This window comes from Lentzea sp. JNUCC 0626 (assembly GCF_043632865.1).
Classification (GTDB): Bacteria; Actinomycetota; Actinomycetes; order Mycobacteriales; family Pseudonocardiaceae; genus Lentzea.
Map to the genome: position 1 here is coordinate 9,133,180 of NZ_CP171635.1, position 26,961 is coordinate 9,160,140.

The 26,961-nt window shown below is 69.0% G+C and carries 25 protein-coding genes; 14 read left to right on the plus strand and 11 right to left on the minus strand.

Annotated features, from left to right (window positions below):
- The first annotated feature begins 272 nt into the window (after positions 1-272).
- The 4 genes from JNUCC0626_RS42885 (at position 273) to JNUCC0626_RS42900 (ending at position 4,790) form a co-directional block, all read left to right on the plus strand.
- Positions 273-1,124: a PspA/IM30 family protein gene (locus JNUCC0626_RS42885; protein ID WP_285638857.1), complete on the plus strand. Its 852-nt coding sequence runs from the start codon at positions 273-275 to the stop codon at positions 1,122-1,124.
- Positions 1,125-1,160: 36 nt separating this feature from the next.
- Positions 1,161-1,982, plus strand: a complete 822-nt coding sequence (pspM, locus tag JNUCC0626_RS42890; protein ID WP_394616349.1) for a phage shock envelope stress response protein PspM — start codon at positions 1,161-1,163, stop codon at positions 1,980-1,982.
- Positions 1,983-2,218: 236 nt separating this feature from the next.
- On the plus strand, positions 2,219-3,403 hold the full coding sequence (locus tag JNUCC0626_RS42895) for a uracil-xanthine permease family protein (RefSeq protein ID WP_394616350.1): 1,185 nt from the start codon (positions 2,219-2,221) through the stop codon (positions 3,401-3,403).
- Positions 3,404-3,611: 208 nt separating this feature from the next.
- Positions 3,612-4,790 carry a glycosyltransferase gene (locus tag JNUCC0626_RS42900; RefSeq protein ID WP_394622226.1) on the plus strand — a complete coding sequence of 393 codons (1,179 nt, stop codon included), beginning with the start codon at positions 3,612-3,614 and terminating at the stop codon, positions 4,788-4,790.
- Here JNUCC0626_RS42900 and JNUCC0626_RS42905 read toward each other — a convergent pair.
- The 6 genes from JNUCC0626_RS42905 to JNUCC0626_RS42930 form a co-directional block, all read right to left on the minus strand.
- On the minus strand, positions 4,771-5,748 hold the full coding sequence (locus tag JNUCC0626_RS42905; protein WP_394616351.1) for a quinone-dependent dihydroorotate dehydrogenase: 978 nt from the start codon (positions 5,746-5,748) through the stop codon (positions 4,771-4,773). The genes JNUCC0626_RS42900 and JNUCC0626_RS42905 overlap by 20 nt on opposite strands.
- 82 nt (positions 5,749-5,830) lie before the next feature.
- On the minus strand, positions 5,831-6,349 hold the full coding sequence (locus JNUCC0626_RS42910; RefSeq protein ID WP_394616352.1) for a hypothetical protein: 519 nt from the start codon (positions 6,347-6,349) through the stop codon (positions 5,831-5,833).
- A complete protein-coding gene (locus tag JNUCC0626_RS42915; protein WP_394616353.1) occupies positions 6,349-6,900 on the minus strand; it encodes an RNA polymerase sigma factor in 552 nt (183 codons plus the stop codon). The genes JNUCC0626_RS42910 and JNUCC0626_RS42915 overlap by 1 nt, the downstream gene beginning before the upstream one ends.
- A gap of 42 nt (positions 6,901-6,942) precedes the next feature.
- A complete protein-coding gene (locus JNUCC0626_RS42920) occupies positions 6,943-8,181 on the minus strand; it encodes a cytochrome P450 family protein (RefSeq protein WP_394616354.1) in 1,239 nt (412 codons plus the stop codon).
- Positions 8,182-8,213: 32 nt separating this feature from the next.
- Positions 8,214-8,975 (minus strand): Fpg/Nei family DNA glycosylase, encoded by a 762-nt coding sequence (locus tag JNUCC0626_RS42925; RefSeq protein ID WP_394616355.1) that lies wholly within the window; start codon positions 8,973-8,975, stop codon positions 8,214-8,216.
- Complete coding sequence (locus JNUCC0626_RS42930; RefSeq protein ID WP_285638866.1) at positions 8,968-9,813, minus strand: ParA family protein; 846 nt, start codon at positions 9,811-9,813, stop codon at positions 8,968-8,970. The genes JNUCC0626_RS42925 and JNUCC0626_RS42930 overlap by 8 nt, the downstream gene beginning before the upstream one ends.
- 33 nt (positions 9,814-9,846) lie before the next feature.
- Between JNUCC0626_RS42930 and JNUCC0626_RS42935 the strand changes: the two genes are divergently transcribed.
- The 6 genes from JNUCC0626_RS42935 to JNUCC0626_RS42960 all read left to right on the plus strand — a co-directional run bounded on the left by JNUCC0626_RS42935 (position 9,847) and on the right by JNUCC0626_RS42960 (position 14,108).
- The gene (locus JNUCC0626_RS42935) at positions 9,847-10,566 is read left to right on the plus strand and encodes a class I SAM-dependent methyltransferase (RefSeq protein ID WP_394616356.1); all 720 of its coding nucleotides are present in this window, start codon (positions 9,847-9,849) and stop codon (positions 10,564-10,566) included.
- 100 nt (positions 10,567-10,666) lie between these two features.
- A complete protein-coding gene (locus JNUCC0626_RS42940; protein ID WP_394616357.1) occupies positions 10,667-11,236 on the plus strand; it encodes a sigma-70 family RNA polymerase sigma factor in 570 nt (189 codons plus the stop codon).
- Positions 11,233-11,949 (plus strand): class I SAM-dependent methyltransferase, encoded by a 717-nt coding sequence (locus JNUCC0626_RS42945; RefSeq protein WP_394616358.1) that lies wholly within the window; start codon positions 11,233-11,235, stop codon positions 11,947-11,949. Before JNUCC0626_RS42940 ends, JNUCC0626_RS42945 begins: the two co-directional genes overlap by 4 nt.
- A gap of 85 nt (positions 11,950-12,034) precedes the next feature.
- Positions 12,035-12,601 (plus strand): sigma-70 family RNA polymerase sigma factor, encoded by a 567-nt coding sequence (locus JNUCC0626_RS42950; RefSeq protein WP_394616359.1) that lies wholly within the window; start codon positions 12,035-12,037, stop codon positions 12,599-12,601.
- A 104-nt stretch (positions 12,602-12,705) separates the two neighbouring features.
- Entirely contained in the window at positions 12,706-13,383 is a 678-nt protein-coding gene (locus JNUCC0626_RS42955; protein WP_394616360.1) for an RNA polymerase sigma factor, read from the plus strand.
- Between the two features lie 98 nt (positions 13,384-13,481).
- Positions 13,482-14,108 (plus strand): sigma-70 family RNA polymerase sigma factor, encoded by a 627-nt coding sequence (locus JNUCC0626_RS42960; protein ID WP_394622227.1) that lies wholly within the window; start codon positions 13,482-13,484, stop codon positions 14,106-14,108.
- On the opposite strand, the gene JNUCC0626_RS42965 is transcribed toward JNUCC0626_RS42960, so the two are convergent.
- Positions 14,089-15,399: a glutamine synthetase gene (locus tag JNUCC0626_RS42965; RefSeq protein WP_394616361.1), complete on the minus strand. Its 1,311-nt coding sequence runs from the start codon at positions 15,397-15,399 to the stop codon at positions 14,089-14,091. The two genes, JNUCC0626_RS42960 and JNUCC0626_RS42965, sit on opposite strands and share 20 nt — an antisense overlap.
- 12 nt (positions 15,400-15,411) lie before the next feature.
- On the opposite strand from JNUCC0626_RS42965, the gene JNUCC0626_RS42970 reads away from it, so the two are divergent.
- The 3 genes from JNUCC0626_RS42970 (at position 15,412) to JNUCC0626_RS42980 (ending at position 18,562) form a co-directional block, all read left to right on the plus strand.
- Positions 15,412-16,509, plus strand: coding sequence for an amidohydrolase family protein (locus JNUCC0626_RS42970; protein ID WP_394616362.1), 1,098 nt, complete (start codon positions 15,412-15,414; stop codon positions 16,507-16,509).
- Positions 16,510-16,544: 35 nt separating this feature from the next.
- Positions 16,545-17,819: a DNA polymerase IV gene (locus tag JNUCC0626_RS42975; protein WP_394616363.1), complete on the plus strand. Its 1,275-nt coding sequence runs from the start codon at positions 16,545-16,547 to the stop codon at positions 17,817-17,819.
- An 86-nt stretch (positions 17,820-17,905) separates the two neighbouring features.
- Positions 17,906-18,562 carry a hypothetical protein gene (locus JNUCC0626_RS42980; protein WP_394616364.1) on the plus strand — a complete coding sequence of 219 codons (657 nt, stop codon included), beginning with the start codon at positions 17,906-17,908 and terminating at the stop codon, positions 18,560-18,562.
- A 242-nt stretch (positions 18,563-18,804) separates the two neighbouring features.
- Here JNUCC0626_RS42980 and JNUCC0626_RS42985 read toward each other — a convergent pair whose 3' ends face one another.
- Both JNUCC0626_RS42985 and JNUCC0626_RS42990 read right to left on the minus strand, forming a co-directional pair.
- Positions 18,805-19,905 carry a DUF4034 domain-containing protein gene (locus JNUCC0626_RS42985; RefSeq protein WP_394616365.1) on the minus strand — a complete coding sequence of 367 codons (1,101 nt, stop codon included), beginning with the start codon at positions 19,903-19,905 and terminating at the stop codon, positions 18,805-18,807.
- A gap of 41 nt (positions 19,906-19,946) precedes the next feature.
- Positions 19,947-21,452 carry a M48 family metalloprotease gene (locus tag JNUCC0626_RS42990; RefSeq protein ID WP_394616366.1) on the minus strand — a complete coding sequence of 502 codons (1,506 nt, stop codon included), beginning with the start codon at positions 21,450-21,452 and terminating at the stop codon, positions 19,947-19,949.
- A 266-nt stretch (positions 21,453-21,718) separates the two neighbouring features.
- Between JNUCC0626_RS42990 and JNUCC0626_RS42995 the strand changes: the two genes are divergently transcribed.
- Positions 21,719-24,871: a S8 family peptidase gene (locus tag JNUCC0626_RS42995; RefSeq protein ID WP_394616367.1), complete on the plus strand. Its 3,153-nt coding sequence runs from the start codon at positions 21,719-21,721 to the stop codon at positions 24,869-24,871.
- A 40-nt stretch (positions 24,872-24,911) separates the two neighbouring features.
- On the opposite strand, the gene JNUCC0626_RS43000 is transcribed toward JNUCC0626_RS42995, so the two are convergent.
- Together JNUCC0626_RS43000 and JNUCC0626_RS43005 are read right to left on the minus strand one after the other, a co-directional pair.
- Complete coding sequence (locus JNUCC0626_RS43000; RefSeq protein WP_394616368.1) at positions 24,912-26,450, minus strand: alkaline phosphatase D family protein; 1,539 nt, start codon at positions 26,448-26,450, stop codon at positions 24,912-24,914.
- Positions 26,450-26,956 carry a hypothetical protein gene (locus tag JNUCC0626_RS43005; protein ID WP_394616369.1) on the minus strand — a complete coding sequence of 169 codons (507 nt, stop codon included), beginning with the start codon at positions 26,954-26,956 and terminating at the stop codon, positions 26,450-26,452. Before JNUCC0626_RS43005 ends, JNUCC0626_RS43000 begins: the two co-directional genes overlap by 1 nt.
- Positions 26,957-26,961: the final 5 nt, after the last annotated feature.

Genomic DNA, 26,961 nt, shown 5'->3' on the forward strand with positions numbered 1-26,961 from the left:
ACGTGACGGTCTGCAACAAGTCCGGCCGTTCGTACGTTCAACACACAACAGACGCGGCGCGCTGAACAGCAGGCAACGGCTTGGCATCAGCACGCTGGGTCACCGCGTCTCCGGACGCGGGTGCGGGCAGGATTGGCACGTCGCAAGGCGTGTACTCCTAAGTCCCGGGGTGGGTCAGGGTGTTCCCGGATATCTCCCCGTGTCGGTGGATACGCCGACGCACAATTGAGACGATGGATCCAACACCGGCACCGAGAAGGCAGGCGTAGGAGATGGCCAGTCCGTTCGTGAAGTTCTGGAAGTACCTGATGGCGTCGTTCTCGTCGAAGATCGACGAGCACGCTGACCCGAAGGTGCAGATCCAGCAGGCCATCGAGGAGGCGCAGCGTCAGCACCAGGCGCTCTCCCAGCAGGCGGCAGCAGTCATCGGCAACCAGCGTCAGCTGGAGATGAAGCTGAACCGCCAGCTCGGCGACGTCGAGAAGCTGCAGGCCTCCGCCCGTCAGGCACTCGTGCTCGCCGACGAGGCGCGCGCGAAGGGCGACGAGCAGAAGGCCGCCCAGTTCGAGAACGCCGCGCAGGGCTTCGCCACCCAGCTCGTCACGGCTGAGCAGGGCATCGAGGACCTCAAGACGTTGCACGACCAGTCGCTGCAGGCCGCCGCACAGGCCAAGCAGGCGGTCGAGCGCAACTCGATGATGTTGCAGCAGAAGCTGGCCGAGCGCACCAAGCTCCTCAGCCAGCTCGAGCAGGCCAAGATGCAGGAGCAGGTCTCCGCGTCGCTGAACCAGATGAGCGAACTCGCCGCGCCGGGCAACGTCCCGTCGCTGGAAGAGGTTCGCGACAAGATCGAGAAGCGCTACTCGACCGCTCTCGGGTCCGCCGAGCTCGCCCAGAACTCGGTCCAGGGCCGGATGCTCGAGGTGCAGGCCTCGACCACCCAGCTCGCCGGCTCGTCGCGTCTCGAGCAGATCCGCGCGTCCATGCACGGCGGCCAGAGCAGCACCCCGCAGCAGGTCACGGCGGGCAACAGCGCCGCCGCGCAGATCCAGGCCGAGATCGCGCAGCGCGTCCAGTCGGAGCAGAAGACCCAGCAGCAGCAGGTCCCGCCCGCCCAGAACTGATCTGGGCGACGGGGCAGGAGGAGTCAGCAGGTGATCATGGAGCCCTGGAGAAACCGTCCCAACAACGAGATCGTCCGCAAGGTCGTCAACGAGTTGGGTGCGTCGCTCCAGGGCCACCCGCTGGCCGAGCAGGCGCGGTACCGCCTGCAGAAGTGGAACGACCCGGTCGCGAAGCTCGAACGCAGACGCAAGCGCACCAACGCCGTGCTGACGTTCTGGCTGATCGTGATCACGATGCTCGGCACCCTCGCGGTGCTGGGCTTCACCGGCGTGCTCGGCACGTGGGCCGCCGTCACCGGCTCGATCGGCGCCGCCGTGCCCGCCGTGCTGGCCGTGCGCAGCGGGTTCAAGCTGAAGGAGATCGGCACGGAACGGCAGCGCCTCGCGTTGTCGCCGCCGCCCGCTCCCCGGCCGCCGCTGCCCGCGCACATCTCGTCCGCGCGGGTGCCCATGGAGAAGCTGCACGGCGCCGAGGACGCGATGACGCAGCTGCTCGTGCAGCTCGACTCGCCCGCGCTCACGTCGATGCCCACCGAGTCCGTCCAGCACGCCCGTCAGACCGCCCAGGAGGCGTCCACGGCGATCCGGGCGGTGTCGGCGCAGCTGCAGGCCGTCGAACGCGCCCGGGACACCGCTCCGCCGCTGGAACGCGCCTCGTTGGTCGAGGGCGTGCGGGTGCTGCGGGAGCAACTCGCAGACGGCGTGGACCGCTACTGTGCGTTGGTGGCCGAGGCCGGCAGGGCGCTGGCGGCGAGCACGCAGTTCCAGAACCCCGCCGAGGTGCTGGACGATGCGACCGATCACATGGCCGGTTTGGCGTCTGCGATGCGGGACGTCTCAGGCTATTCAGCGTACTGAATGTAACGCTCCGTAGTTGCATGCGGCTATTCGGCGAGTCTCTCTGGAGATCTTTGCTGCAATCGTGTGATTATCGGACCGTTATCTAGCCGTAGCCGCTACATGGCGTGGCAGGATTCCGGGGCCGGTCTGCGGGAAGTCCGGCTGAATTGCCGGGAGGCAGTGCGTTGGCGTTGTGGACCGTGCACGGGGACGGTCGGATCACCGACAGTGAAACCGTCGCGCCCCAGGAGAGGGTGAGCTGGCCGCTCACCATCGGGTTCGGAGTGCAGCACCTCGTCGCCATGTTCGGCGCCACGGTGATCGTGCCCACCGCCACCGGTCTCCCCGTCGCCACCACCCTGCTGTTCTCCGGTCTCGGCACGCTGCTGTTCCTGGTGATCACCAAGAACCGGGTGCCGAGCTACCTCGGCTCGTCGTTCGCGTTCGTCGCGCCCCTGATCGCCGCACGCGAGCAGGGCATCGCCGCCCAGCTCGGCGGGGTCGTCGCCGCCGGTCTGCTGGTCATCGTCGTCGGCATCGCGGTCAAGGCGCTCGGCGTGCGGCTGCTGGAGTCGGTCATGCCGCCGGTCGTCACCGGCGCGGTCGTGATCCTCATCGGCCTGAACCTCTCGCGGCAGGCCACCTCGAACTTCGGCGAGCAGCCGTTGCTGGCCGGGCTGACCACCGTGGTGATCCTGCTGGCCGGAGTGCTGGGCCGGGGCATGGTGTTCCGGTTCTCGATTCTGATCGGCTTCGTGGCGGTCTGGATGGGCGGCCTCGCGTTCGGCGCCGTGCCGTCCGCCCGGATCGCCGAGCTGCGCGACGCGGCCTGGGTGGGCCTGCCGACGCTCTACCAGCCCGAGCTGCGGCCGTCGGTCGTGCTGCTGATGCTGCCCGTGGTGATCGTGCTGGTGGCCGAGGTCGTCGGGCACGTGAAGGCCGTCGCGGCGCTGACCGGCCGCAACCTCGACGGCAGCGCGGGCGACGCGATCATCGCCAACGGCCTGTCGACGGCGTTGTCCGGGCTCGGCGGCGGCGCGGGCACCACGACGTACTCCGAGAACATCGGCGTGATGGCCGTGACCCGCGTCTACACGACGGCGGCGTTCGCGTTCGCCGGCGTGTTCTCGGTGGTGCTGGCGTTCTCCCCGAAGGCCATCGCGCTGTTCGGCACCATCCCGCCGGGCGTGCTCGGCGGCTGCACACTCGTGCTCTACGGCCTGATCGTGCTGGTCGGCGTGCGGATCTGGATGGACCGCGGGGTCGACCTGGCGAGCCCGGTGAACGCCATGGTCGGCGGCGCCGCGCTGGTGGCCGGCGTCGGTGACCTCACGATCGAGATCGGCGACCTGGAGCTCGGCGGCATGGTGTGGGGCTCGCTGCTGGTCGTGATCCTGCATCCGGTGATGCGCTGGTTGAAGGCTGCACGCCGTAGTTAGCGACCACACGTTGGTGTGGTTTCCATGACTCCACTTCGGACCGATCCAGATCTCGGTCCACTGGAGGGAGTTCGGTCATGGTCGCCGCGTACTACGTGGTGCTCTTCTTCGCCTGCGCCATCATCGCGGGCAGTCTGGTTGCGACACGCATCCGATTGCTGCGTCACCGCCGATGACTTCCCTCGCGTGGTTGATGGTGCCGCTGGCGATGGTCGGCGTTGTGCGCGTGTGTGTCGTCTTGGTGGCGGCTGATCTCTACGACCTGTCTCTGTTCCGCTCAAGACCATTGCCTTACACGCCAACGGTGTGGGTCGTGATTCCGGCTTACAACGAGGAGTTGTGCGTCGCACGGGCGGTGCAGTCCGTTTTGGACAGTTCCTACGCCGACGTCTCCGTGATCGTGGTGGATGACGGTTCGACGGACGGCACGGTGGCCGCGCTACACCACTTCGGCGAGCGCGTTCACGTTGTGTCGCAGGAGAACACGGGCAAGGCAGCCGCGATCAACGCCGGCATGCACCTCGTCGGCGACGGCCTGGTGATGGTGCTCGACGCCGACTCGACGTTGTCCCGCACCGCCGTGGCGAAGATGGTCGCGCACTTCGCCGACCCGATGGTGCTCGCGGCGGCGGCGAACGTGAAGATCGCCGACCAGCGCGGCGCGTTGGGCTGGGTGCAACGCCTGGAGTACGCGGTGGTGCACCGGCTCAAGCAGGGTTACACGGTCTTCAACTGCGAGTACGTCATCGGCGGTGTCGGGTCGATGTTCCGCACGTCGGTCGTGCGCGCGTGCGGCTACTTCGACACCGACACGATGACCGAGGACATCGACTTCTCGATGAAGATCCTGTCGATGCGCGGCAACTTCGACTGGCGCATCATCTTCGCGGCCGACGCCATCGCGTACACGCAGGCGGTGCCGTCGTTGAAGGGCCTTCTGCGGCAACGGTTCCGCTGGAAGTTCGGGCGCTTGCAGGCGTTCTACAAGCACCGCTCGCTCTTCTTCGGGCGCAGGTGCTCGCGTTTGCTCAGTTGGGTGCACCTGCCGTACACGGCGGCGGGGGAGGTGCTCGTGCTGTTCGAGCCCGTGTTCATCTACGTCGTCATCAGTGCGACGTTCCAGACGGGCTGGTTCACCGGCATCGTGCTGCTGTGCTCGGTGTACACGGGCGTGGCGCTGTTCACCATCATCGGGGACCTCACGGAACCATGGCGCGCCAAGGCTCCGTTGCTCGCCTTGGCGCCGTTCGCCTACCCGCTGCTGATGGTGATCGTGTTCGTGGACTTCGTGGCGGTGCTGCGCTCGTTGTTCACGGTCCTGCGCGGCTATCGTCCGGTCGGCCGCTGGGAACACGTCGAGCGCACGCTCACCTCAGTGCCCGGTTGATCCGCGACACCAGGCCGGGGCCCTCGTAGATGAACCCGGTGTAGATCTGCACCAGGCTCGCCCCGGCGTCGATCATGCGCTTGGCGTCGTCGGCGGTGCGGATGCCGCCGACGCCGATGACCGGCAGGTCGCTGTTCTTGGTGATGAACCGGACCACGTCGTTCGAGCGCTGGGTGAGCGGGCGGCCGCTGAGACCGCCGGTTTCCGCCTTGTGCGCGCTGACGAGCCCCTCACGGCTGAGGGTGGTGTTCGTGGCGATGAGGCCCTTGATGCCGTGGTCGACGCACACCTGGATGACCTCGGCGATGGCGTCGTCGGTCAGATCGGGCGCGATCTTGACCAGCATCGGCTTCCGGGTGGCCGCGGTGAGGGTCTGAACGAGCTCGGTCAGCGCGCCCTTGTCCTGGAGGCTGCGCAGGCCGGGCGTGTTCGGCGAACTCACGTTGATCGCGTAGTAGTCACCGTGGTCCTTCAACGCGTTGAGCGAGTCGAGGTAGTCCTGCACGGCGTCCTCGACCGGCGTGATCTTGGACTTGCCGAGGCTGATGCCGAGCGGCGCCAGGAGTTGCGTGCGGTCGAGCTTCGCGGCAAGCGCTTGCGCACCCGCGTTGTTGAAGCCCATCCGGTTGATGATCGCCTCGTCCTCGCGCAGGCGGAACAGCCGCGGTTTCGGGTTGCCCGGCTGCGCGTGCCACGTGACGGTGCCGACCTCGACGAACCCGAACCCCAGCGCGGCCCACGCCGGCAGCGCGCGCCCGTCCTTGTCGAGGCCCGCGGCGAGCCCGACCGGGTTCGGGAAGCGGACGCCGAAGACGGTGCGGGGGTTGTTCTGGTTGCGGGCGAACCGCGCCAACGGGCTCAGCCGCTCCATGGCGGCGAGCGTGGTCTCGTGGACCCGCTCCGCGTCGCCGCCGTGCATTCCGAACAACGCCCTGCGAACCACCTGCTTGTACACCACGCGCCCACCCTATAACGCCAGCTCAGGGTGGGCGCGGGTGCCTGGCTCCCCGACGTTCGCCAGGCAGTCCGGCGTGCGGTGCCTAGTTCCCGACCTCTCGCAGGCAGTCAGGCGCGGGCTCCCTGATCGGCCCGGTGTAGCCCAGCCCGTGGCCCCGGTTCGGCAGGTTCGAGATGCCCAGCAGCACCTTGTAGCCGTCCGGCAGGTCGCCCGGCCGGAACGTCAGAGACCCGTCCTCGCCGTGGTCCGGCAGCCGGTAGTCGCGCGCGTCCATCTTGCTCTCGTCCAGGTCGGCGCAGTCCCGCGACATCGGCACGGCCTTCGCGTTGATCCCGTACTCGCGCAGCTTCGCGTTGGCCCCGTCCACGCCTTTGATGTCCTTGATGGTCACCGTGACCGTGCCGTCGGCGTTCTTCGTCACGGCGTACGCGGGCGCGTCGTTGTTGACGATCGCCACGGTCGCCACACCGGCCAGCACGAGCGCTCCAGCGGCCACGAGCAACGGCCGTGTGGACCGCACGGGCCGTGCGGATGCCTCCTCGACCGTCTCGCCGTGCTCGCGCATCAGGTCGTTGAGCAGCTTGTCCTTGAACGTCGTCATCACTGTCCCCCGTCCGCCAGAGCGCGCACCTTGCCGCGCGCCCTGAAGAGCCTGAGCCGCAGCGCGCCGGACGACATGCCCAGCACCTCGGCGGCGTCCTTCGGTGTCATTCCGACCAGGTCCACGAGCTCGATCACCTCGCGGTCGGTGGCGCTCAGCGAGGCCATGGCCGCGATCAGCTCGCGTCCGGCCCGTTCCGCGTCGATGCGCGCGACCAACTCCGCGATCTCGTCGCCGTCGAGCGCCCGCCGTCCCCGGATGCGCGCGACCACGTCCCGCCCGCGCGTGACGGTCTCGCAGTGCTGGGCGAACACCCGCCGTGCGATGCCGAGGACCCAGCCTCGCGCCGTGCCCCGCGCACGGTCGAACGTCGCGAACGACGTGATGGCGGCGACGAACGTGTCCGAGGTCAGATCGGCGGCCGTTTGCGGGTCCGAGGTCCGTCGGGCGAAGTACGCCATGACGACGTCGAACTCGGCCTCGTAGAGCTCCTCGAACGCGCGCGCTGCACGCGTGGGAGACGCTGGTGGTGGATGTCGTGGTGCTGTCATCGGCTGACTCACGCTAATGGTTGCCGACTTCGAGCACCCGCGTTACACCGTCGGCTTGGCCACCTTGATCGTCGCCTGCTCGTCCAGCGGCATCTTCGGCTTGGCCAGGAACGTCACCGGCAACGCCCGCAGCCCGCGGCTTCCGAGCGACACCCGCCACCCGAGCGGCTGCGCGGTGTCGAGCGCCAGGCGCGCGCACCGCGACAGCAGGGTCTTGAACGCCACCTCGCCCACCAGCCGGGCCAGCGGCGCGCCCAGGCAGAAGTGGATGCCGTGCCCGAACGCGAGGTGCTGCCGGTCCGCCCGCTCGATGTTGAGCTGGTCGGCGCGCGGGTAGCGGTTCGGGTCGTGCTCGGCCGACGCCAGCGACAGCAGCACGACGTCACCCGCCGGGATCTGCACGCCGCCGATCGTCAACGGCTGGGTGGCGAACCGCAGCAGGTGCGAGGTGGGGCCGTCGAACCGCAGGAACTCCTCGATGGCGCCGGGCAGCAGCGACGAGGAGCGCTGGAGCAGTTCGAGCTGGTCGGGGTGGCGCAGCAACGCCAGGGCGCCGTTGCCGACCAGGTCGACGGCGGTCGTGTACCCGGCCACGAGCAGCAGGAACGCGAGCGACGCCAGTTCGTCGTCGCTCAGCGCGGTCTCGCCGGTCGCGCGGGCCAGGCCGCCGATCAGGTCGTCGTCTCCGGACGTGCGCTTGTGCGTGACGAGATCGCGCAAATAGCCCGATGTCTCCTCACGGGCCGATGACGCGTCACCGTCCGCGAGACCCGTCACGACGTCGGCCCAGTAGCGGAAGTTCTCCTGGTCGACGGCCGGGACGCCGAGCAGTTCCATGATCACGGCGATCGGCAGCGGGGCCGCGAAGTCCGCGATCAGGTCGCACCGGCCGTCCGCGAACCCGTCCGCGAGCTGCGCCGCGACGTGCTCGATCCGCGGCCGCAGGGCGGCGATGCGCCGGGGCGTGAGCTGGCTCGACACCGCGCGCCGCAGCCGCGTGTGGTTCGGCTCGTCGCTGTTCATCATGTGGTCCGACAGGTCGCCGAACCACCACGACGCGAAGTGCGGATGGCCGCGCAGGGGTTCGGCGAGCGCCGAGCCGTGGGAGGACAGCAGCGGGTTGTCCAACGCGGCGCGCACGTCGGGGTATCGGGTCACGAGCCACATCGGCACGCCGAAGGTCTCGACCCGGTGCACGGGGCCCGCGTCGCGCAGGCTCTTGAGCACGGCATAAGGGTCGTCGGTGAAGCCGGGGCGCAACGCATCCAGATTTACCGCCATATTGGGGCACACGGGCGGGAGCGCGTCTCGGTTCAACCGGATTGGCATTTTGGGCAGAAGTACACGAATCTGCCCTCGATCTCGTCCGATCGGACTCTTGTGCCGCAACGCAAACAGGGTTTGCCCGTGCGTTCGAAAACGTAGTGCTGCACCCGGCGGTCGCCCGTGGTGATCTGTTCCGGTCGCCACTGGTTGGCCTGCAAGAGCTTGCGCGACAACGCAACCGCACGTGAGGCGTCCACAGATGACACCGGAGTCGTGGGAAGAACTCCCAACAGGAAACAAACTTCCGCGCGGTAGAGATTGCCGACACCGGCCATGATCCGTTGATCCAACAATGCGAGCCCGAGCGGCCGGGACGGATCAGCGGTCAACCGCTGAACGGCCTCAGTCGCGTCGAACCCATCAGATAGAAGATCAGGTCCGAGATGTGAGATGAGCCGATCTTCCTCGGCGGTCGGCACGAACTCCATGTCGTGCAACGCGAATCCGATGGCCTGGCGGTCGTCCACCTCGAGCACCGCGCGGGCCTGGTGCGCGGGCCGGCGCCAGCGCTCGCCGGGCCGGTAGAGGTGCCACGAGCCGTCCATGCGGAAGTGGCTGCGCAGGCTGTGGCCGTCGGAGAACCGGGTGAACATGTGCTTGCCGTACGTGCGCACGCTGAGCACGTCCAGCCCGGTCAGCTCCAGCGTGGAAAGCCGGGGGTGCCGCAGCTCGCCGCGGCGCAGCGTCTTCCCGGCCAGCGCCTCGTGCATGCGATGGCCGGCCAGGAAGACGGTGTCACCCTCAGGCATCCACCGCTTCTTGGATCTCGTCGTCGTCGAAGTCGTGGTGCACGGCCCGGCGGCGGCTCCGAGAGATGCGCTGGATGCGGGCGAGCAGCAAGTTGAACGCGAGGGCGACCTCACGGGCGCCCGGCGTGCCCCACTCGTGGATGGGCATGCACGCGCCCTGTGCCTGCTGTACGGCCAGACGGTCCGGCAACGCCACCGGCATCACCAACGGGCCGAAGATGTCCCTCAGCTCGTCGATGCGGAACTGGTGTTCGTGCGATCGCGGCCGTACGCGGTTCACGACGACACCCAACGGCTGGAGGTCGGCGTTGTTCTGCTCGCGCTCGTTCTGCACGGCCTCGAACGCCCGCTGCACGCCCGCGACCGCGAACATCGTCGGCTCGGTGACCAGCAACGCCCGGTCGGCGGCGACCAGCGCGCTGCGGGTCAGCTGGCCGAGCGACGGCGGGCAGTCGAGCAGCACCAGGTGGTACGGGAACTCGTCGTACATGTCCCGCAACGTGCGCAGCGCGTCTTTCAGCCGGTGCAACCGCGACTCGTTCGGATCGGGGTGGTTGAGCAGCTCGGCGTCCTCGGACCCGGACAGCACGTCGATGCCGTCACCCCAGCGGCTGGGGCGGATCGCCTGTTCCAGGTTCTCCTCGGACGGGTCCTGCAGAACGTCGTAGATGCTGGCCTTGGACTCCTCGGGCTCCAGCGTCGACGTGGCGTTGCACTGCGGATCGAGATCGATCACCAGCGTGCGGACACCACGGCGGAGGGCGGCAGAGGCCAGGCCGAGCACCACCGTCGTCTTGCCGACGCCTCCCTTGAGGCTGAGCACGGACACCGTATGCACACACCTACTCTAGGGTCTCCTAGTCTGTTGGCCATGCGACCGGACGCCGTACAGAGGCTGCTCGACGCGGAATTGGCCGCCGCCCGCGAGCGCAGGGGTGGAGAACCGCCGCGTGTGCTCGACGTTGGTGGTGGCAGCGGCGTGTGGGCCGTGCCTCTCGCTGCGGCCGGATGCGCCGTCACGGTCGTGGAGCCCTCCCCGAACGCGTTGGCGACGCTGAACACGCGCGCGCGTGAGGCCGGCGTGACGATCAGCGCCGTGCAGGGCGACACCGACGCGCTGGGCGTTCCCGACGGCGAAGCCGACCTGGTGCTGGCGCACGGGGTGCTGGAGGTCGTCGACGACGCACCGGCCGCCCTCGTGTCGCTGGCCGCGGCCGTGGCCCCCGGCGGAGCGGTGTCGGTGCTGGTCGCGAACCGTTTCGCGGCGATCCTGCACCGGGCGATCGCGGGCCGGATCGTCGACGCGCGGCGGCTGCTGGACGACGACGCCGGGCAGCTCGCGGGCACGCGCGACCCGTTGCAGCGCCGGTTCGACGTGGCCGGTCTGGAGAAGCTGGTCCTCGACGCGGGCCTGTCTGTGGAGATCTTGCAAGGTCACGGGGTAGTTTCTGACCTGGTTCCCGGGGTGGTGCTGGACATGAATCCGGGGGCCGCCGACGCGCTCGCGGAACTGGAACTGGCTGCCGCAACCAGGTCCCCGCTGCGGGACGTCGCCGCCAGGCTGCACGTGCTGGCCCGCCGGACCCTCTGAAACGCTTTGCATTCGGGACTTTTATGACCCTGATGAGTGGTCCCAAACGACGCGGCGGCGAACGATAATGGCCTCCGCTGCCGAAGTAGGGACCGACGAGATGGAAAGTTCCGACCTGCTGGCCTCACTGGTCAACGAGGCCGTCGCGGGTGACCGGCCTGCGGTCGAACGACTGCTGGCCTCCGTGCGACCGCTCGTGGCGCGGTACTGCCGTGCGCGCGTAGGGCGCAATGAACGTGCGTACGCGTCGGCTGACGACGTGGCGCAGGAGGTGTGCCTGGCCGTGCTGACGGCCCTGCCCACCTACCGTGAACAGGGAAGACCGTTCCTGGCGTTCGTCTACGGCATCGCCGCGCACAAGGTCGCCGACGCGCACCGGGTGTCCGCGCGCAACCGTTCCGAGCCCGTCGCCGAGGTGCCGGACGGCCCGTCGCTCACGATCGACCCCGAGGAGAACGCGCTCCTCGGGTCGTTGTCGGTGCGTCTGGGCCAGCTGCTGCGCCTGCTGCCGGACAAACAGCGCGAGATCCTGCTGCTGCGCGTCGTGGTCGGGCTGACGGCGGAGGAGACCGCTGAGGCCATCGGCTCGACGCCCGGTGCCGTGCGGGTGGCTCAGCACCGCGCGCTGACCAAGCTGCGGACGTCCGTGGGGGTCGAGGAGCTGATTTGACCGGCGCCTTCTACGACGACCTGTCAGGGACCTACCACCTGATGTTCCCGGACTGGGACGCGTCGATGGCCCGGCAGGCGGCGCAGCTCGCGGAGTTCATCCCGGCGGGCGCGCGCGTTCTGGACTGTGCGTGCGGCATCGGCACTCAGGCGATCGGTCTGGCGTTGCGCGGCTATGAGGTCGTGGGTGCCGATCTGAGCCCTATGGCGGCCTCTCGGGCCGTTGTGGAGGCGTCTGCGCGTGGCGTCACGGTGCCCGCGTTTGCCGCAGACATGCGTGCGTTGCCGTTCGCGGATGGCTCCTTCGACGTGGTGCTGGCGGCCGACAACGCGTTGCCCCATCTGCTGACAGCCGGTGATGTGCTTTTGGCTCTGCGTGAAATGCGCCGGGTGCTGAGGCTCGGTGGTCGGATCATCCTCTCTACGCGCGACTACGACGCGATCCGCGCGGACCGTCCGTTGGCGACTCCTCCGTCTGTCGGGCCGGGGCGAGTCGTGTGGTTCCAGCTGTGGAATTGGGACGGCGATCAGTACGAGTTGGAGATGTTCCGGCTCGACGAGGCGGACTCGTGGCGGGTCGTGGTGGGCAAGGCACGGTATTGGGCGATTACTCGTCATGAAATCACCGCATTGGCGGAACGAGCGGGTTTCGGTTACGTGGAGTGGTCGCTTCACGCCTATTACCAACCGCTTCTCGTTGCTCTGAACGGGTGACGTTTGAAAGTTCTCCCTACTTTCCGCATAAGGAGTGACGCGTCGCACGTCTCCTCCACGGGACGTCGACGAGGGGAACCTTCGGATGGAGAGTTCAGCGTTATCCGCAGAACTGGTCAGCGCGGCCGTGCGGGGCGAGCGCAGGGCCACTGACCAGCTACTTCGCTACCTGCGCCCGCTGGTGGTGAAGTACTGTCGCGCGCGTGTGGGTCGCTCCGCGACAACTGCGGACGACGTCGCGCAGGAAGTCTGCCTGGCCGTGCTGACGGCTCTCCCGAACTACCGGGAGCAGGGGCGGCCGTTCCTCGCGTTCGTCTACGGCATCGCCGCGCACAAGGTCGCCGACGCGCATCGCGCGCTCGCTCGTAACCGAGCGGAGCCGGTGCCCGAGGTGCCCGACCAGGCCGTGCGGGGCGTCGGACCGGAGGAGTTCGTCCTCCAGGACGAGCTGAACGGCACGCTCGGACAGCTGTTGCACCTGCTGCCGGACAAGCAGCGCGAGATCCTCGTGCTGCGCGTCGTGGTGGGTCTGTCCGCGGAGGAGACCGCGGACGCCGTGGGGTCGACGCCGGGTGCGGTGCGCGTCGCGCAGCACCGTGCGCTCGGTCGCCTTCGCAAGGAAATCGCGTCGTTAGCTGTCCCGATCGGGTGACATTCGTTTGCATTTGTGACGAGTCGTAGCGGTTGCGTGGGGAGAACGCACCCAAACGACATACCTAGAGGGCAGGAAGACGCCGACATAGGGACGCAGGGGGCATGGGAAGTTCGGACTCAGCGCTTGCCGCCGACCGGCTGCGCATCGACGGGGTGCTGGTTCAGCACTTCCGCGAGTCGGGGCTGACCGGTGTCCGCTGGGACCAGTTCCACCGTCAGCTTCTCGGGCACGGACTCACGATCGTTACGAAACTCGTGCGGTCCGGTGCCATCTTCTCCCGCTCCGGGCGGAACGGCCGGTACCTGCAGAAGCAGGACATCGCGCCGCAGGAGGCCGAGGAACTGGCGAGCGACGCCGTGTACGAGGGGTTCGTGTACTTCCGCGACCGGGGGCTGCTCGGTCGTGAATGGTCCGTTGAGCACGGCCAGCCGTTGAACGAGTACTTCGTCAACGCGTGCGTGCTCGCGTTTCCCAACGTCTACCGGCGTTGGCAGACGCGTGCGCACGGCTGGCAGGACGTACGGCTCGTGGACACCCTTGCTTCCCTCGAACACGTGCAGGCCGAAGGAACCCCTGAGGACGCCGTCATCGAACAGCAGATCGCGAACGCCGCGTTCGCCGCGCTGAGCGAAGACAGCAGGCGGTTGCTCTTCCTTTCTGACCAGGGCTACTCGCATGCGGAGATCGGTGAGTTGATGCGAATCACCCCGCGCGCGGTCGAAGGACGGATCCGGCGCGCGCGTCTTGCCGTGCGCCGGCGTCCAGAAGAGGAACGGTGATCTGCGTGGAGTTCACACCCGGCCTGCACCGCAAGGTGCCCGCGGAAGCCGTGCAGGGCTCATCCGTCGGTGGGCCGGTCTCCGCATCCAAGGGCACGATCGACGCGCTGGTCGAGCGGACCACAGTCGCGCCCGAGGAGCCGGTCGACCCGCCGGCGCCTGCCTACTACTCGGGTCGCCAGCAGTCGGCTGACGAGCACGTCGCGCGCGCTGTCGCCGGTGACCGCGCTGCCGTCGAACGGCTGTTGGGCACCATCAGGCCGTTGGTCGTGCGGTACTGCCGTGCGCGCGTTGGATCGTTCGCGTCGGCTGATGATGTTGCGCAGGACGTGTGTCTGGCGGTGCTGACCTCGTTGTCGTCGTACCGCGATCAGGGGCGTCCGTTTCTGGCGTTCGTGTACGGGATCGCGGCGCACAAGGTGGCGGACTCGTTCCGCAGCTTCTCGCGCAACCGGGCTGAGGCGGTGCCGGAGCTGCCGGAGTCGATGGACACGGCGGCCGGGCCCGAGCAGCGGGCGATGCAGGGGGAACTGTCGGACCAGATGGCTACGCTCTTGAAGGTGCTGCCGGAGAAGCAGCGCGAGATCGTGGTTCTGCGGGTGATGGTGGGGTTGTCGGCGGAGGAGACGGCCGAGGCGGTCGGCTCCACGCCCGGTGCCGTGCGGGTGGCTCAGCACCGGGCGCTCACAAGGCTACGCAAAGAACTCAATGCCGCCAGCGAGTGATGTTGGCGATGCCCTGAGGACTCGCGTCCTTGTACCGCTCGATCTCGCCGCGCCGGACGTCCGCGATGGTGCCCGCCAGCTCCTGGCCGAACGCCTCGGTGAGCACGGTGTCCTTCTCGAACTCGTCGACGGCCTCCTTCAGCGACGTGGGCAGGCGCCCGACGGTGCCGAGCAGGGCCGGGTCGACGTTGAGGCCCTCGGGTAGTTCGGCCTGCGTGGCGATGCCGTCGAGGCCTGCCGCGATGACGCCCGCGACGACCAGGTACGGGTTCGCGGTGAGGTCGAAGCACTTGATCTCGAGGTTGTCCCTGATGAGGCGCAACGCCGTCTCGCGGTTCTCCTCGCCCCACGCCACGAACGGCGCGGCCCAGGTGTTCGGCACGAGCCTGAGGTAGCTCGCGAGAGAGGGGCAGCCGATCGCGCACAACGCGCGGAGGTGGATGAGCACACCGGCGCTGAACCGCTGTGCCTCGTCCTGGAAGCCGTCGAAGAGGTTCTGGCCGTCGCGCCAGAGGCTGAAGTGCAGGTGGCCGCCGTTGCCGACGCCGCCGTTGATGACCTTGGGCGAGAACGACGGGCGCATCCCGTGCCGGATCGTGACGGCGCGGATCGTCTCCTTGACCAGGACGGCGGTGTCCGCGGCTCCCACCGGGTCCTCGGGGGCCGTGGAGATCTCGAACTGGCCGGGGGCGTATTCGGGGTGGAACTGGATGACCTCGACGTTCTGCTGGTCGAGGGCGTTGAGGAGGTCGACGCCGTAGTCGGACAGCTCGACCTGGCGGGCGTGGCCGTACGCGCCGCCGCTGGTCGCCGGAACCCAGTCGTCGGTGCCCTGCTTGCCCACGCACCACTCGATCTCGAAGCCTGCCTGGGCGGTCAGGCCCTGCTCGGCGAGCCTCTGCACGGCCTTGCGCGCCTGCAGCCGCTGGTCCATCGGGTACGGGACGCCGTTCTGGAAGTGGCGGTCGGCGGGCGCCCAGGCCCAGCCCGGCTGGCCCGCGAGGGGCGTGAGCCGGTCGAGGTCGGGGTGCAGCCGGAGGTCGCCGACCGGGCCGCCCGCGAACCGGCCCTGGATGATCCAGTCGTCGAAGAGGAACACGTCGAACACCGGTGAGGCGCCCACGCCGTGTGCGGCCGCGTGGGCCAGCCTGCGCAGGGGCACCGACTTGGTGCGGGTGATGCCGCTGTTGTCGACCCAGGTGAGCGCCACGACGCTCACGTCCCGCGCGTTGAGCCCGTCGAAGAGCTCGGTCGCCCGCTCGAACCGCTGGTCCCGTTCCGCAGAGTCCACGATCCTAAGGTTATGGGCATTTTGCCGTTCGTCGCCGAACTCGGGCTGATCGACCACCACTGTCATGGTGTGTTGTGCGCGGACAGCACACGGCCGGAGTTCGAGTCGTTGTTGTTGGAGGCCGATGCGGTCTCTCCGCTGGGCGGGTCGTTCTTCGACTCCGCGCTGGGGTTCGCGGTGCGCCGGTGGTGCGCGCCGTTGCTGGACCTGCCCCGGCACGCCTCGGCCGAGGAGTACCTCGAACGGCGGAACTCGCTGCACATCGCCGAGGTGTCGCGGACGTTCCTGATGGCGTCGGGGATTCACACGTTCCTGGTGGACGGCGGGTTCCGGCCCGACCTGCTGCTGTCCGGGACGGAGCTGGCCGGGCTGGGCGGGGGAGTGGCGCACTCGATCGTGCGGCTGGAGGCGTTGGCGGAGTCCTTGCGGCCTGAGGTGTCCGGGGCTGAGTTTCTCGCTGCGGTTCGGTCGGAGCTGGCTTCCGGGGCGTTCGTGGGGGCCAAGTCCGTTGCGGCTTACCGGATCGGGCTCGGGTTGCCCGGGGTTCGGCCTTCCGATGCCGACGTTGTTCTGGCTTGCGCGTCGTGGACGTCGGGGCGGTTGGCGGACCCGGTGGTGATCGCCTGGCTGGCGTGGGAGGCGTTGGACGCCGGGCTGCCGTTGCAGTTCCACGTCGGGTACGGCGACTCGGACCTCGATCTGCACTTGTGCGATCCGTCGTTGCTGACGCCGTTCCTGCGTGCGACCGCGTCTCTCGGTGTGCCCGTGTTGTTGTTGCACAACTACCCGTTCCATCGGCAGGCCGGGTATCTCGCGCAGGTGTTCCCGCACGTGTTCTGCGACCTCGGGCTGGCCACGCACGGCCTCGGGCATCAGGCGTCGCGGGTGTTCGCCGAGGCGTTGGAGATCGTGCCGTACGGCAAGTTCCTCTTCTCCTCCGACGCGTTCGCACTGCCCGAGTTGTACTACCTCGGCGCGTTGCTGTTCCGGCGCGCGTTGTCGGACTTCTTGGCCGATGGGCTGCGTATGGACGCGTTTGTCGAGGAAGACGCTCACCGGATCGCGCGTCTCATCGCGTCGGAGAACGCAGCGCGCGTGTACAAACTGTAGGATCCGTTTCGAACTGGCGTTCGAGGAGGGTGTTCATGGGTCGCAGTGCGAACCTGCCACGCGGCCTGGTCGATCGATACCGTGCGCGCGACGGTGTGTGGCCCGACGACACGGGCTGCCGGATGCTGCACGTCGACATGGACGCCTTCTACGCGTCGGTCGAAATCCGCGAACGCCCCGAACTCGCGAACATGCCGGTGGTGGTCGGCGGCCTCAGCGGCCGCGGCGTGGTGTCCGCCGCGAACTACCTGGCCCGCACGTTCGGCATCCGTTCCGCGATGCCCATGGCCCACGCCCGCCGCCTCGCGCCCCACGCCGTCTACCTGCCGCCGCAGTTCGACCTCTACCAGGAGGTCTCGCGGGGTGTCATGGCGATCTTCCGCGACATCACCCCGCTGGTGGAGCCGCTGTCGCTGGACGAGGCCTTCCTGGACGTCGGCGGGGCCCTTCGTCGGCTGGGCCTGACGCCCGGAGGCGTGGGCGAGCTGATCCGATCGCGCGTGTCCGCCGACCACAGCGTGACGTGCTCCGTCGGCGTGGCGTCGACGAAGTTCCTGGCGAAGCTGGCCTCCGGCATGTGCAAGCCCGACGGCATGATGGTCGTGCCTTCCAATGCCGCGTTGGAGTTCCTGCACCCGCTGCCGGTCTCTGCTTTGTGGGGTGTGGGCGCGAAAACCGCCGCACGCCTGGAAGAACTGGGCCTGCACACGGTGGCGGACGTGGCCGCCATGCCGCTGCCGCGCCTGCGCCGCAAGGTGGGCGTGGCCCTGGCCGACCACCTCTACGCCCTCGCCTCCGGCGTGGACGAACGCTCCGTGGTCCCCGTCTCGCGCGAGAAGTCGATCGGCGCCGAGGAAACCTTCGAGATCGACGTCACCGACCGCTCTCTGCTGCGCCGAGAACTCCTCCGCCTCTCCGAACGCTCAGCGGGTTCCTTGCGCGCCAAGGGTTTGCACGGCCGAACGGTCTCCATCAAGGTCCGCTTCGCCGACTTCACCACCATCACCCGCTCCCGCACCCTCCCGGTGGCCACCGACGTGACCCAGGAGGTCTACCGAGTGGCCGCCGAACTCCTGGACACCCAAACCCCACCGGGAGCCATCCGCCTGATCGGCGTCCGAATAGAGGGTCTTGACAACGCCGACTCCGCCCAACAACTGATCTTCGACGCCCCAGAACGAGGCTGGCGAGAAGCCGAACAAGCCGCCGACCAGGCCCGTTCCCGCTTCGGATCGCTAGCCGTCCGCCCGGCCTCCCTGCTCCGCGAGAGTCCAGAAAGGACAGCGGAGTTCGAACCGAAGCCGGAATGATCGCAACCTGTCCACAACCCCTCAGTTATCCACAACCTCAGCCCGAGGCACCCCTCTCACCCCGCCCCTGCCCCCAAGCTGAACCCATGCGCCACCCCATCGACCTGGAAAACCTGGGCACCCTCTTCCTGCACCGAGTGGCCCCGGTAGCCGCCCTGCTCCACATAGGACTCTCCCCGTCCCTGATAGACCAGCGCTCCCGCCCAGGCGGCCCGTGGCAACGCCTGTTCCCGAGCATGATCCTGCTCTCCAGAGCAGGCCCGTCGAGAGAACAGCTGGTCCAAGCAGCCCTCCTCTACACCGGCGAGGGAGCGATGCTGACCGCCTACGACGCCCTCTACCTGCACGGCATGAGATCGGCCCTGCCCACGGCAGAAGCCATCCACGTCCTGGCCCCACGCCACTCGAAGGCCTGCGGCTACGCCACCCTGCGCCTGGAACGAACGGACCGCCTACCGAAACCGGCCCTCAGAAGGGGCTTCCACGTGGCCCCGCTGGAACGGGCGGCGGTAGACGCAATCCGCAGAACCCGCTCGATCCCCACCACAAAAGCAATCCTCGACGAGGTAACCCACTACGTGGGCATCCAGGCCCTGAGGGCAGAGCTGGCCATGGCCCCGCGCAAGGGCACCACCCTGGCCCGCAAGCTGCTGGGCGACTCGCCGGCCCGCCAACTGGAACTGGCCGTCCTGGACCGCCGCCCACGCCTCCCGCAATCCCGAACCCCACAACCAATCGGCTAGCCGACCAGGCCACCCAGACCTGCCGCCGACCGTCCCGCACGCCCGCCGATCCCCAGCGCCCCAAGCATTCCGGGGCGCGCCGGCCCAACCCCGACGCTACGACCCCAGCGGCCAACGCCCAGCCCCAAGGCGAGGCTCAAGCCCTCGAACCCGAGGCCTCCGCCCCAAGCCGGACTCCAACACCGAGCCCGGGCCCCAACAACCGAACCCAAGCCCCCAAGGCCCAAGCCCGAGGAGCCGAACTACCGAGCAGGCGCCTTGACCCCGCGCCCCTTGGCCATCTCGGTGATGGCCTTCCCCCGAACGCTCAAGAACGACAACCGAGGATCCTCGAAGTAGTTCCAAGGCCCGGCATCCACCACACCACCCAAAGCCCGGAACTGCCCCACAGCTTCCTCGAACCGCTTCGCCTTCATCAGCCCGAAGATCGCATACCCCCGGTCGTGCCGAAGCGCGTAAGTGTCAGCCCCCTCATCCGCCAACCGATCCAGCAGCGCGTCCAAAGACCGCACCACCGAAGGGTCTTCCCACATGCTCGTCTCAGAGTTGTCAGCCTCGTAGGCCGCCTGCAACGGCAGCCCGAGGAACTTCGGCGACTTGGCCGCCGCCTCCAAAGCGAACTCCAGCGCCAAGGCGTCCGACCCGAACCACTTGCGGCACCAGTACTGCAGAGCCTGCCCGTGGGCCGAGTAGTGCAGCGGGTCGCGCGCCACGAGTTCGGCCCAGATCGCGCGGAACTCGTCGTTCTCCACCTGCAGGCCGCGGCCGAGCGTCAGCAGCGTGTTCCACGGCGTGGGGTCGTCGGGCAGGACCGACGCGGCGATGGAGGCTGCCTCGCGCGCCTCGAACAGGACGCGGTGGAAGCCGTCGAACTGTTCGCGGGTGGTCTCGGAGGCGCGGGCGCTGCCGCGGATCTCCCACGCCAGGGCGACGAGGGCGCGGGAGTGCACGACGATCCAGTGCGGGTCGCCGGGGCGGGCCTCGATCCAGGCGTGCATCCAGGCGTCGTCCTTGGCGGCGAGGTCGGCCAGGGCCCAGACGACCCGGTCGCGGCGGTCCCAGTCGCCCTCGGTGGAGGCGACGAGGTCGGCGGCGTTCTCCCAGTTGCCGGCTCGGACGTCGTCCTTCACGGCGGCCAGGGCGAGGTCGGCGAGCGGGGAGGTGGTGCTCACCTCGTCGTCGGGGACCAAGCCGTAGCGCTCGGGGTGGGTCTTCGGCAGGACGAACGAGGCCACGACGTCGTCGGGGAGTTCGTCGAGTTCGACGCCGCGGCGCTTCGCCTCGCGCATGAGGCGGAAGACGCGGACGAGTTCCTTGGGCTTGAAGAGAAGCGAGAGCACCACGGGATTTCTCCTGAAACAGAACGAAAGCGGAGCGAACGGGCTCAGCGCGCGGGGCGGTAGTCCGGCGCCACGCCGGCGGTGGCGAGGGCGGCGCGCAGGCCCTCGGTGTTGCCGTGGTCGGCGACCGCGGCGTCCAGGTGTTCGGCCATGTCGAAGTCGTGAGAGGAGGTGACGAACGTGGTTCGTCCCAGCCAGTCGAGTTCCCAGCGGGCGAGGCCCGCGTCGGAGAAGGCCAGTGCCACCAACGCCGACAGCTCAGGCAGCACCTCGCCGCGTGCCATCTCGCGGCGGGCTCGGGCGCCTGCCTCGCGGTCGCCCGGCACGTGGGTGCCGAGCTCGGCCAGGTGACCCGCGTCCAGGGCGTCGAGGACGGTGGTGAGTGACGGCTCCTTGCCGGTCAGCTCGGCCGTCTTCTCCAGCAGGCGCTGGGTGCCGCGGACGACTCGGGCGCGGGCGCCGATGTGGCCGAGCGTCGCCCAGTCGACGCGTTCCTTCGACGCGGCGTCGGCCACGAGCGTGTCCAGCACTGCGGCGTCGAGCAACGGCATCGGGTCGCGCAGCAGGTCGAGCGCCGGGCGGTCGCCCCAGCCCGACTCCGGTTCGAGGGCCATCGCCTCGATGGCGCTGATGCGGTCCTTCAACGGCGGGTGCGAGTCGTACGGGCCGCGGTCGGGGTCGTGCGGGTCCTGGCGGATCTCCTCGAGCCCCTCGTGGAGTTCGGGGGCGGTGCGCAGGCGGGCGAAGCCGTCGAAGAACGTCGTGGGCAGGTAGCCGAGTTCCCACGCGACGGTCAGGTGGCGTTCGGTGAAGAGGTCCCACGCGGCGTCGATCACCGGCAGTTCGCGCAGTGCGGACGCGGCGGCGGACGAGCCCGCGAGGGTGGCGGAGAAGCGGTCGGCGGCGAACTCCTGGCGCCGGCTGATGGCCTGTGAGACGCGGAGGTACAGCTTGGCGTAACCGCGGAACAGCTTCGCGATCATGCGCTGGAACCACTTCTCGGTGTTCATGTGGGAACCGGCGCGCAGCATCGCGTCACGGCCGGAGACCACCACACCGGCGAGGCGCGTGTCCTTGTTGGCGTAGTGCCCGAGCTCGTGGGCGAGCACGGCGATGAGTTGCTTCTCGGTCAAGGAGGTGAGCAGCGGGGCACCGATGAACATGCGGCGCTTCAGCACGCGCAGGCCCAGGAAGCGGGTGTCCTCGGAGACACCGGCGTTCACCGCGGCGAGAATCCTGATCTCGTCCGGCGGGCGGGTGCCGACGTCGGCGGACAGGCGGCGCACCAGGTCCCAGAGACCGGGCTGCTCCTCGGGCGTGACGAGGAGGCCGGGCACCTCGGCGCGCACGCGGCGGTCGAGCGAGACCAGGCCCTTGCCGATGGCGAACACCACGGGCACGACGAACAGCGCCAGCTTCAGCCCGACGAACGGCCGTTCGATCAGGGCGAAGGTCTCCAGCGCGAGCAGGCCTCCGATCAATCCGAAGGCGAGGACGTAGAAACCGACGAGCAGCGCCACCGAGACGGCAGCACGAAATGAAACACGCATGAGTAGAGCGACCTTCCCCCAAGCCCCCAGTGCCGCCCCCAGATGACGGCAGCACGAAGTGTGCACGAAAGCACGGTCACGACTCAATCCCGAAAAGGCGGCTGAGTCCAAACGGACAAGGAGGTGTCAACCAGCCGATCGGCCAGACCTCGTACCGCTGCGGGATGACATCCCCGCGTGCGGCTCCGGCCTTCAGGCGGAGGTGGGTGACGCTCAGTATCCCTACGGTCACTGGTGCAACACCTCATCGAGCACTGGAGGTACCAGTGAGAGCAGGACAGCGAGGTGCCCGCAGGGGGATCACCGCGCTCGCGTTGTCGGCGGGGCTCGTCACCGCGGGAACGATGGCGGGGACGACAGCCGTCGCGCACGCGCAGGAGTCGCCGGGGCAAGGGGATCGCAGCGTCACACTGATCACCGGTGACCGCGTGGAACTGGCGGGCGACCGAGTCGTGCGGGTCGTGCCGGGGCCGGGGCGGGGCAGGATTCCGCTGCGCACCTTCACGCGTGACGGGCACCAGCACGTGGTGCCTGCCGACGCGATCGCGTTGGTGGACAACGGAAAGCTCGACGCGCGGTTGTTCGACGTGACGTTGCTGGCCGGCTTCGGCTACGACGACGCGCGGCGCGGCGACGTTCCTCTGATCGTGCGGCCGGCGGCGGGCGCGCGATCGGGTGTCACGGCGTTGGCGGCTCAGGAAAGGGTTGCCGATCTGGTGACGGGTGTGGCCGAGAAGTCGGGCAGCGCCTGGGAGTCGCTGCGCGGCGGCGGTGTGGAGAAGGTGTGGCTCGACGGCATCCGCCAGGTGTCGCTCGACCGCAGCACCAAGCAGATCGGTGCGCCGGCGGCGTGGCAGGCAGGGGTCACGGGCAAGGGCGTGAAGGTCGCGGTGCTCGACACGGGTGTCGACGAGAAGCACCCGGACCTGCAGGGCAAGCAGGTGGCCGAGAAGAACTTCACCGACTCTCCGGACAACACCGACGAGGTCGGACACGGCACGCACGTCGCGTCGACCATCGCCAGCAAGGGCGAGCAGTACCGCGGTGTCGCACCGGACGCGGAGATCCTCGACGGCAAGGTCTGCCAGCCCGGTGGTTGCCCGGACTCGGCGATCCTCGCGGGCATGCAGTGGGCGGCCGACCAGGGCGCGCAGGTCGTGAACATGAGCCTGGGCGGCGGTGACACCCCGGAGATCGACCCGATCGAGGAGGCGCTCAACCGGATCTCCCGGGAGAGCGGCGTGTTGTTCGTCGTCGCAGCGGGCAACTCCGGGCGTCCGGAGACGATCGGCTCGCCCGGCAGTGCCGAGTCCGCGCTGACCGTGGGCGCGGTGGACCGCAACGACGCCATCGCGTCGTTCTCGAGCCGTGGCCCGGCGGCGGACGGTGCGGTCAAGCCGGACGTGACGGCGCCGGGTGTCGGCATCGTGGCGGCCGAGGCCGGGACGCAGGGGCACGTCGCGATGGACGGCACGTCGATGGCGACGCCGCACGTCGCGGGTGTCGTCGCGCTGCTCAAGCAGCAGCACCCCGACTGGTCCGGGGCGCGGCTGAAGGCGACGATCATGGCCTCCGCCAAGGCGAACCCGTCGCTGACGGCGTTCGACCAGGGCGCCGGTCGGGTCGACGTGCCGAAGATGCTGGCGCAGCAGGTGGTCGCCGACCCGGCGAACATCAACTTCGGCGTGCAGCAGTGGCCGCACGAGGACGACGAGAAGGTCGTCCGCGAGGTCACCTACCGCAACCCAGGCACCGAGGCCGCCACGTTCGACCTGAGCGCGGACGTCAAGGGGCCGGACGGCAAGCCCGCGCCCGCGGGTCTGTTCACGGTGTTCCCGGCCAAGATCACGGTTCCCGCCGGTGGCGAGGCCAAGGCCACGATCACCGCGGACACCAGGGTGAACGCCGCCGACGGTGCCTACAGCGGTGCGGTCGTCGCATCGAACGGCCTGCGCACGCTGGTGAGCGTCAACCGGGAGGTCGAGAGCTACGACACCGCGGTCGCGGTGCTCGGTGCCGACGGCAACCCGGCCGAGAACCAGAGCACCCTGTTCGTCAACAGCCAGACCGGCAAGGGCTATCCGGGGACGGGCAAGAACGTCCGGCTGCCCAAGGGCGAGTACCTGGTGGACACCTCGGTGATCACTGCGGACTTCAAGGTCGCGTTCGTGGTGCAGCCGAAGTTCACCGTGAGCGGCAAGGGGGCGATCACGATCGACACGCGCCTGGCCAAGCCGGTCGCGCTCAAGACCCCGGACCCCGCCTCCCAGGGCATGATCGGCACCATCGGCTACAGCACCCAGGTCGCGGGCAGGCCGTACGGCCACGGCTGGGCCTTCTTCGACGGCCTCGCGGGCCAGGCGAACACGGCCCAGATCGGACCGTCGCCGCAGGGCTTCTCGGCCACGATCGCCGAACAGGCCAAGGGCACCCCGCGCGACGACAAGACGCCGGTCAGCTACCGCATGATGTACACCGAGAAGAGCCTGCCGACCGGCTACGAACGCACCGCGAAGGCGAGTGACCTCGCCGAGGTGAAGACGGGGTTCCGCCCGGCTGGTGAGGGCCGTCAGCACGGTGTCGCCGTCATGCCGCACCCCGTCGACGGCAGCGGTGGCTTCGCCTGGTTCACCCCGGTCCCCGAGGGCGGCCACTCCGTCGACCTCGTCACGACCGTGACCGGAAAGTGGAGCTGGATCTACGACCGGGTCGGCCCGGACAACAACGCCGAGTACTCGGCCGAGACGCCGAGCCGTTCCTTCAAGGGAGGCAAGAAGTACGAGCAGACCTTCGGTGCCGCGATCCTCGGCCCGTCGGTCCCGGAGGCGCCGCGGTTCGGACTCGCCCGGCTGGAGGACCAGATCGCGGTGGTCGTCCCGCTCTTCACCGACAGCAACGGCGGCGCGGGCAGGGTCAACGGCGGCACAGCGAAGACCACGTTGTCCCGCAACGGTGTCAAGGTCGGTGAGGCGAACGCGCCCACCGCCGTCTTCGACGTGCCGGGTGCGGAAGGCACCTACCGCGCGGAGATGGAACACAGCCGAGACGCCGAGCTGTCGACGAAGGTGAGCGGTGCCTGGACCTTCAAGTCCAAGCACACCAACGACATCACACACCTGCCGCTCACCGTCGTGCGCTACCTGCCGAAGCTCGACGACAAGGACACCGCACGCGGCCGCGTGCAGATCGTCCCGCTGAAGGTCGAGCAGGCGCAGAACACGCCGAAGGTCAAGCGCCTCACCGTCGAGATCTCCTACGACGACGGCGCCACCTGGAAGCAGGCGCCGGTCGCCGGCGACAAGCTGGTCCTGCACCACCCGAGGAACGCCGAGTTCGCCTCGCTGCGCGCCAAGACCACGGACGCGGCCGGCAACACGGGTGAGTCGACGATCATCCGGGCCTACAAGATCGCAAGCTGAGCCGGGCCGTGCGGGCGGGACTTGCCCGCCCGCACGGTGCTCAGGCCCTCCGGTACTGCGCGGGAGACCCGATCGTCGCCGGGTCCTCGTAGCTCCCGGCCTTCCCCCGGTCGACGTGGAACGACGTCAGCGTCGTCACCGGCGACGCGGCATCGCGCCGATCCCCGATCACCCTCATGTGCGTGGTGAACCGCCGGGGCGTCACCTCGTACACGTCGTAGCCGTACCTGTTGCCCTCGAAGTACTTCAGGTGCGGGTTCGCCGCCCCCATCACGGGCCCGTTCACCGCGTTCCACTCCGGCGAGTAGGCGCCCGAGGTCACCGAGTGCGCCGTGAACTCGGTGCCGATCACCGGCGACGAGAGATCGTCGAAGTCCGGGCGGATGTCGTCCACGAACGCCGAGTGCCAGTCGCCGGTCAGCACCACGAGGTCCTTCATGCCGGACGACGCCACGTGGCCGAGCACCTCGCGGCGTTCGGCGCGGAAGCCGTCCCACTGGTCGGTGAAGTAGTAGCCGCCGCCGGTGCGGGCGAGTTGCGACAGCATGATCGAGTTGATCCACACCTGCCACGCCTCGCGCGAGTCCGAGACGCCGTCGAGCAACCACTTCTTCTGTGCGGCGCCCAGGATCGTGCCGTCGGCCAGGTTCTGCGCGGACCGGTACTGGCGCAGGTCCAGTACGGTCAGATCGACCAGGGAACCCCACTCGCGACGCCGGTAGATCTGTGGTTCGAGGGCGCTGCCGGAGCGGACCGGGAGGTGTTCGTACCAGGCCTGGTAGGCGGCGGCGCGGCGCTTCACGAACGGTGCGGCGCCTTCGGTGCCGCTGTAGTCGTTGACCACCTCATGATCGTCCCAGGTGAGGAACCAGGGGTGTGCGGCGTGGGCGTCGCGCAACGACGCGTCGCCCTTGTAGAGCGCGTGGCGGCGGCGGTAGTCCGCAAGGGACAGCACGGCCGGGCCCTCGTGGTCGCGCACGTGCTGGCCGCCCACCTGGCCGTGTTCGTAGATGTAGTCGCCGAGGTGCACGACGAAGTCCACGTTCTCGGCGGCGATGCCGCGGTGTGCCGCGTAGAAGCCGTCGTGGAACGCCTGGCAGTTCGCCGTCGCGAAGCGGACGCGGGACACCGCGCCGACCGGGGCCGTGCGGGTGCGGCCGACGCGGGAACGCTTGCCCAGCGCGGAGAACTGGTAGTAGTAGGTGCGGCCGGGACGCAGGCCCGAGACCGGCACGTGCACGCTGTGCCCCAACAGGTTCGAGGCGGCGACCGTGCCGCAGGCGACGCGGGAGCGCATCGTGCGGTCCAGCGCCACGGACCACTCGACCTCGACGATCTCGGGCAGCGGCTGCTCGAACGCCAGGGGTTCGGGAGCGAGGCGCGTCCACAGGATCACGCTGTCCGGCAACGGGTCCCCGGAGCCGACGCCGAGCGTGAACGGCGCGGGGTCCCACGTCGCGCCCAGGTCGAGCGCGGCCGCGTGGGCCTCGGCAGGGGAGAGGCCCGCGGCCAACGGCCAGACGGTGCCGAGAGCGCCGGCGGCGGCCGCGGCGCGCAGGAGATCACGTCGGTTCAGCATCAGCGGGCCTCCACGGTGAACGAGATGTTGTCCGCGTAGCCGTCGTTCGACGTGCCGCCACCGGATCGGGTCATCTGCAGGGTGACGACCGCCGTCTTGCTGCCGGGCGGCACCGTGCCGCGGAACGTCCGCTCCAGCAGGCCCGTGCGGCCGGAACGCTCCTCGGCCGTGACCGGGCCGAGCACCACCAGACCGCGCGGTGTGCCGCCCGCGTCGAGGAACTCGACGGACAGCCGCGCGCCGTCCTGCTGCGTGGCGTAGCCGCCGAGCCACCCGGACACGGCGAACTGAGACGCCCGCCGTGGCAATGTCACGCTCTGTCGCAGCGTGCTCAGTGGTGTGTCGCCGCCGCCGAAGAACGACGACCCTCGCTGCGCCGGACCGGGATCACCGGGCCCCGGATACCCCTGGCCCGTGTCGTACCGCAGCACGATCGGGGCGCCCGCGACGACGAGCCAGCCGGTCAGGCCCTGCTCGGCGGCGCCGTTGACGATGAGTTCGGTCATGCGTC

Excerpts from the sequence above, each read along its gene's own strand:
- JNUCC0626_RS42925 (WP_394616355.1), bottom strand. The coding sequence starts at position 8,975 with ATGCCTGAGGGTGACACCGTCTTCCTGGCCGGCCATCGCATGCACGAG.
- JNUCC0626_RS42885 (WP_285638857.1), top strand. The coding sequence starts at position 273 with ATGGCCAGTCCGTTCGTGAAGTTCTGGAAGTACCTGATGGCGTCGTTC.
- JNUCC0626_RS42980 (WP_394616364.1), top strand. The coding sequence starts at position 17,906 with ATGCGCCACCCCATCGACCTGGAAAACCTGGGCACCCTCTTCCTGCAC.
- JNUCC0626_RS42950 (WP_394616359.1), top strand. The coding sequence starts at position 12,035 with ATGGAGAGTTCAGCGTTATCCGCAGAACTGGTCAGCGCGGCCGTGCGG.
- JNUCC0626_RS42955 (WP_394616360.1), top strand. The coding sequence starts at position 12,706 with ATGGGAAGTTCGGACTCAGCGCTTGCCGCCGACCGGCTGCGCATCGAC.
- JNUCC0626_RS42915 (WP_394616353.1), bottom strand. The coding sequence starts at position 6,900 with ATGACAGCACCACGACATCCACCACCAGCGTCTCCCACGCGTGCAGCG.
- pspM (WP_394616349.1), top strand. The coding sequence starts at position 1,161 with ATGGAGCCCTGGAGAAACCGTCCCAACAACGAGATCGTCCGCAAGGTC.
- JNUCC0626_RS42935 (WP_394616356.1), top strand. The coding sequence starts at position 9,847 with ATGCGACCGGACGCCGTACAGAGGCTGCTCGACGCGGAATTGGCCGCC.
- JNUCC0626_RS42990 (WP_394616366.1), bottom strand. The coding sequence starts at position 21,452 with ATGCGTGTTTCATTTCGTGCTGCCGTCTCGGTGGCGCTGCTCGTCGGT.
- JNUCC0626_RS42900 (WP_394622226.1), top strand. The coding sequence starts at position 3,612 with ATGGTCGGCGTTGTGCGCGTGTGTGTCGTCTTGGTGGCGGCTGATCTC.
- JNUCC0626_RS42940 (WP_394616357.1), top strand. The coding sequence starts at position 10,667 with ATGGAAAGTTCCGACCTGCTGGCCTCACTGGTCAACGAGGCCGTCGCG.
- JNUCC0626_RS43005 (WP_394616369.1), bottom strand. The coding sequence starts at position 26,956 with ATGACCGAACTCATCGTCAACGGCGCCGCCGAGCAGGGCCTGACCGGC.
- JNUCC0626_RS43000 (WP_394616368.1), bottom strand. The coding sequence starts at position 26,450 with ATGCTGAACCGACGTGATCTCCTGCGCGCCGCGGCCGCCGCCGGCGCT.
- JNUCC0626_RS42975 (WP_394616363.1), top strand. The coding sequence starts at position 16,545 with ATGGGTCGCAGTGCGAACCTGCCACGCGGCCTGGTCGATCGATACCGT.
- JNUCC0626_RS42910 (WP_394616352.1), bottom strand. The coding sequence starts at position 6,349 with ATGACGACGTTCAAGGACAAGCTGCTCAACGACCTGATGCGCGAGCAC.
- JNUCC0626_RS42970 (WP_394616362.1), top strand. The coding sequence starts at position 15,412 with ATGGGCATTTTGCCGTTCGTCGCCGAACTCGGGCTGATCGACCACCAC.
- JNUCC0626_RS42920 (WP_394616354.1), bottom strand. The coding sequence starts at position 8,181 with ATGGCGGTAAATCTGGATGCGTTGCGCCCCGGCTTCACCGACGACCCT.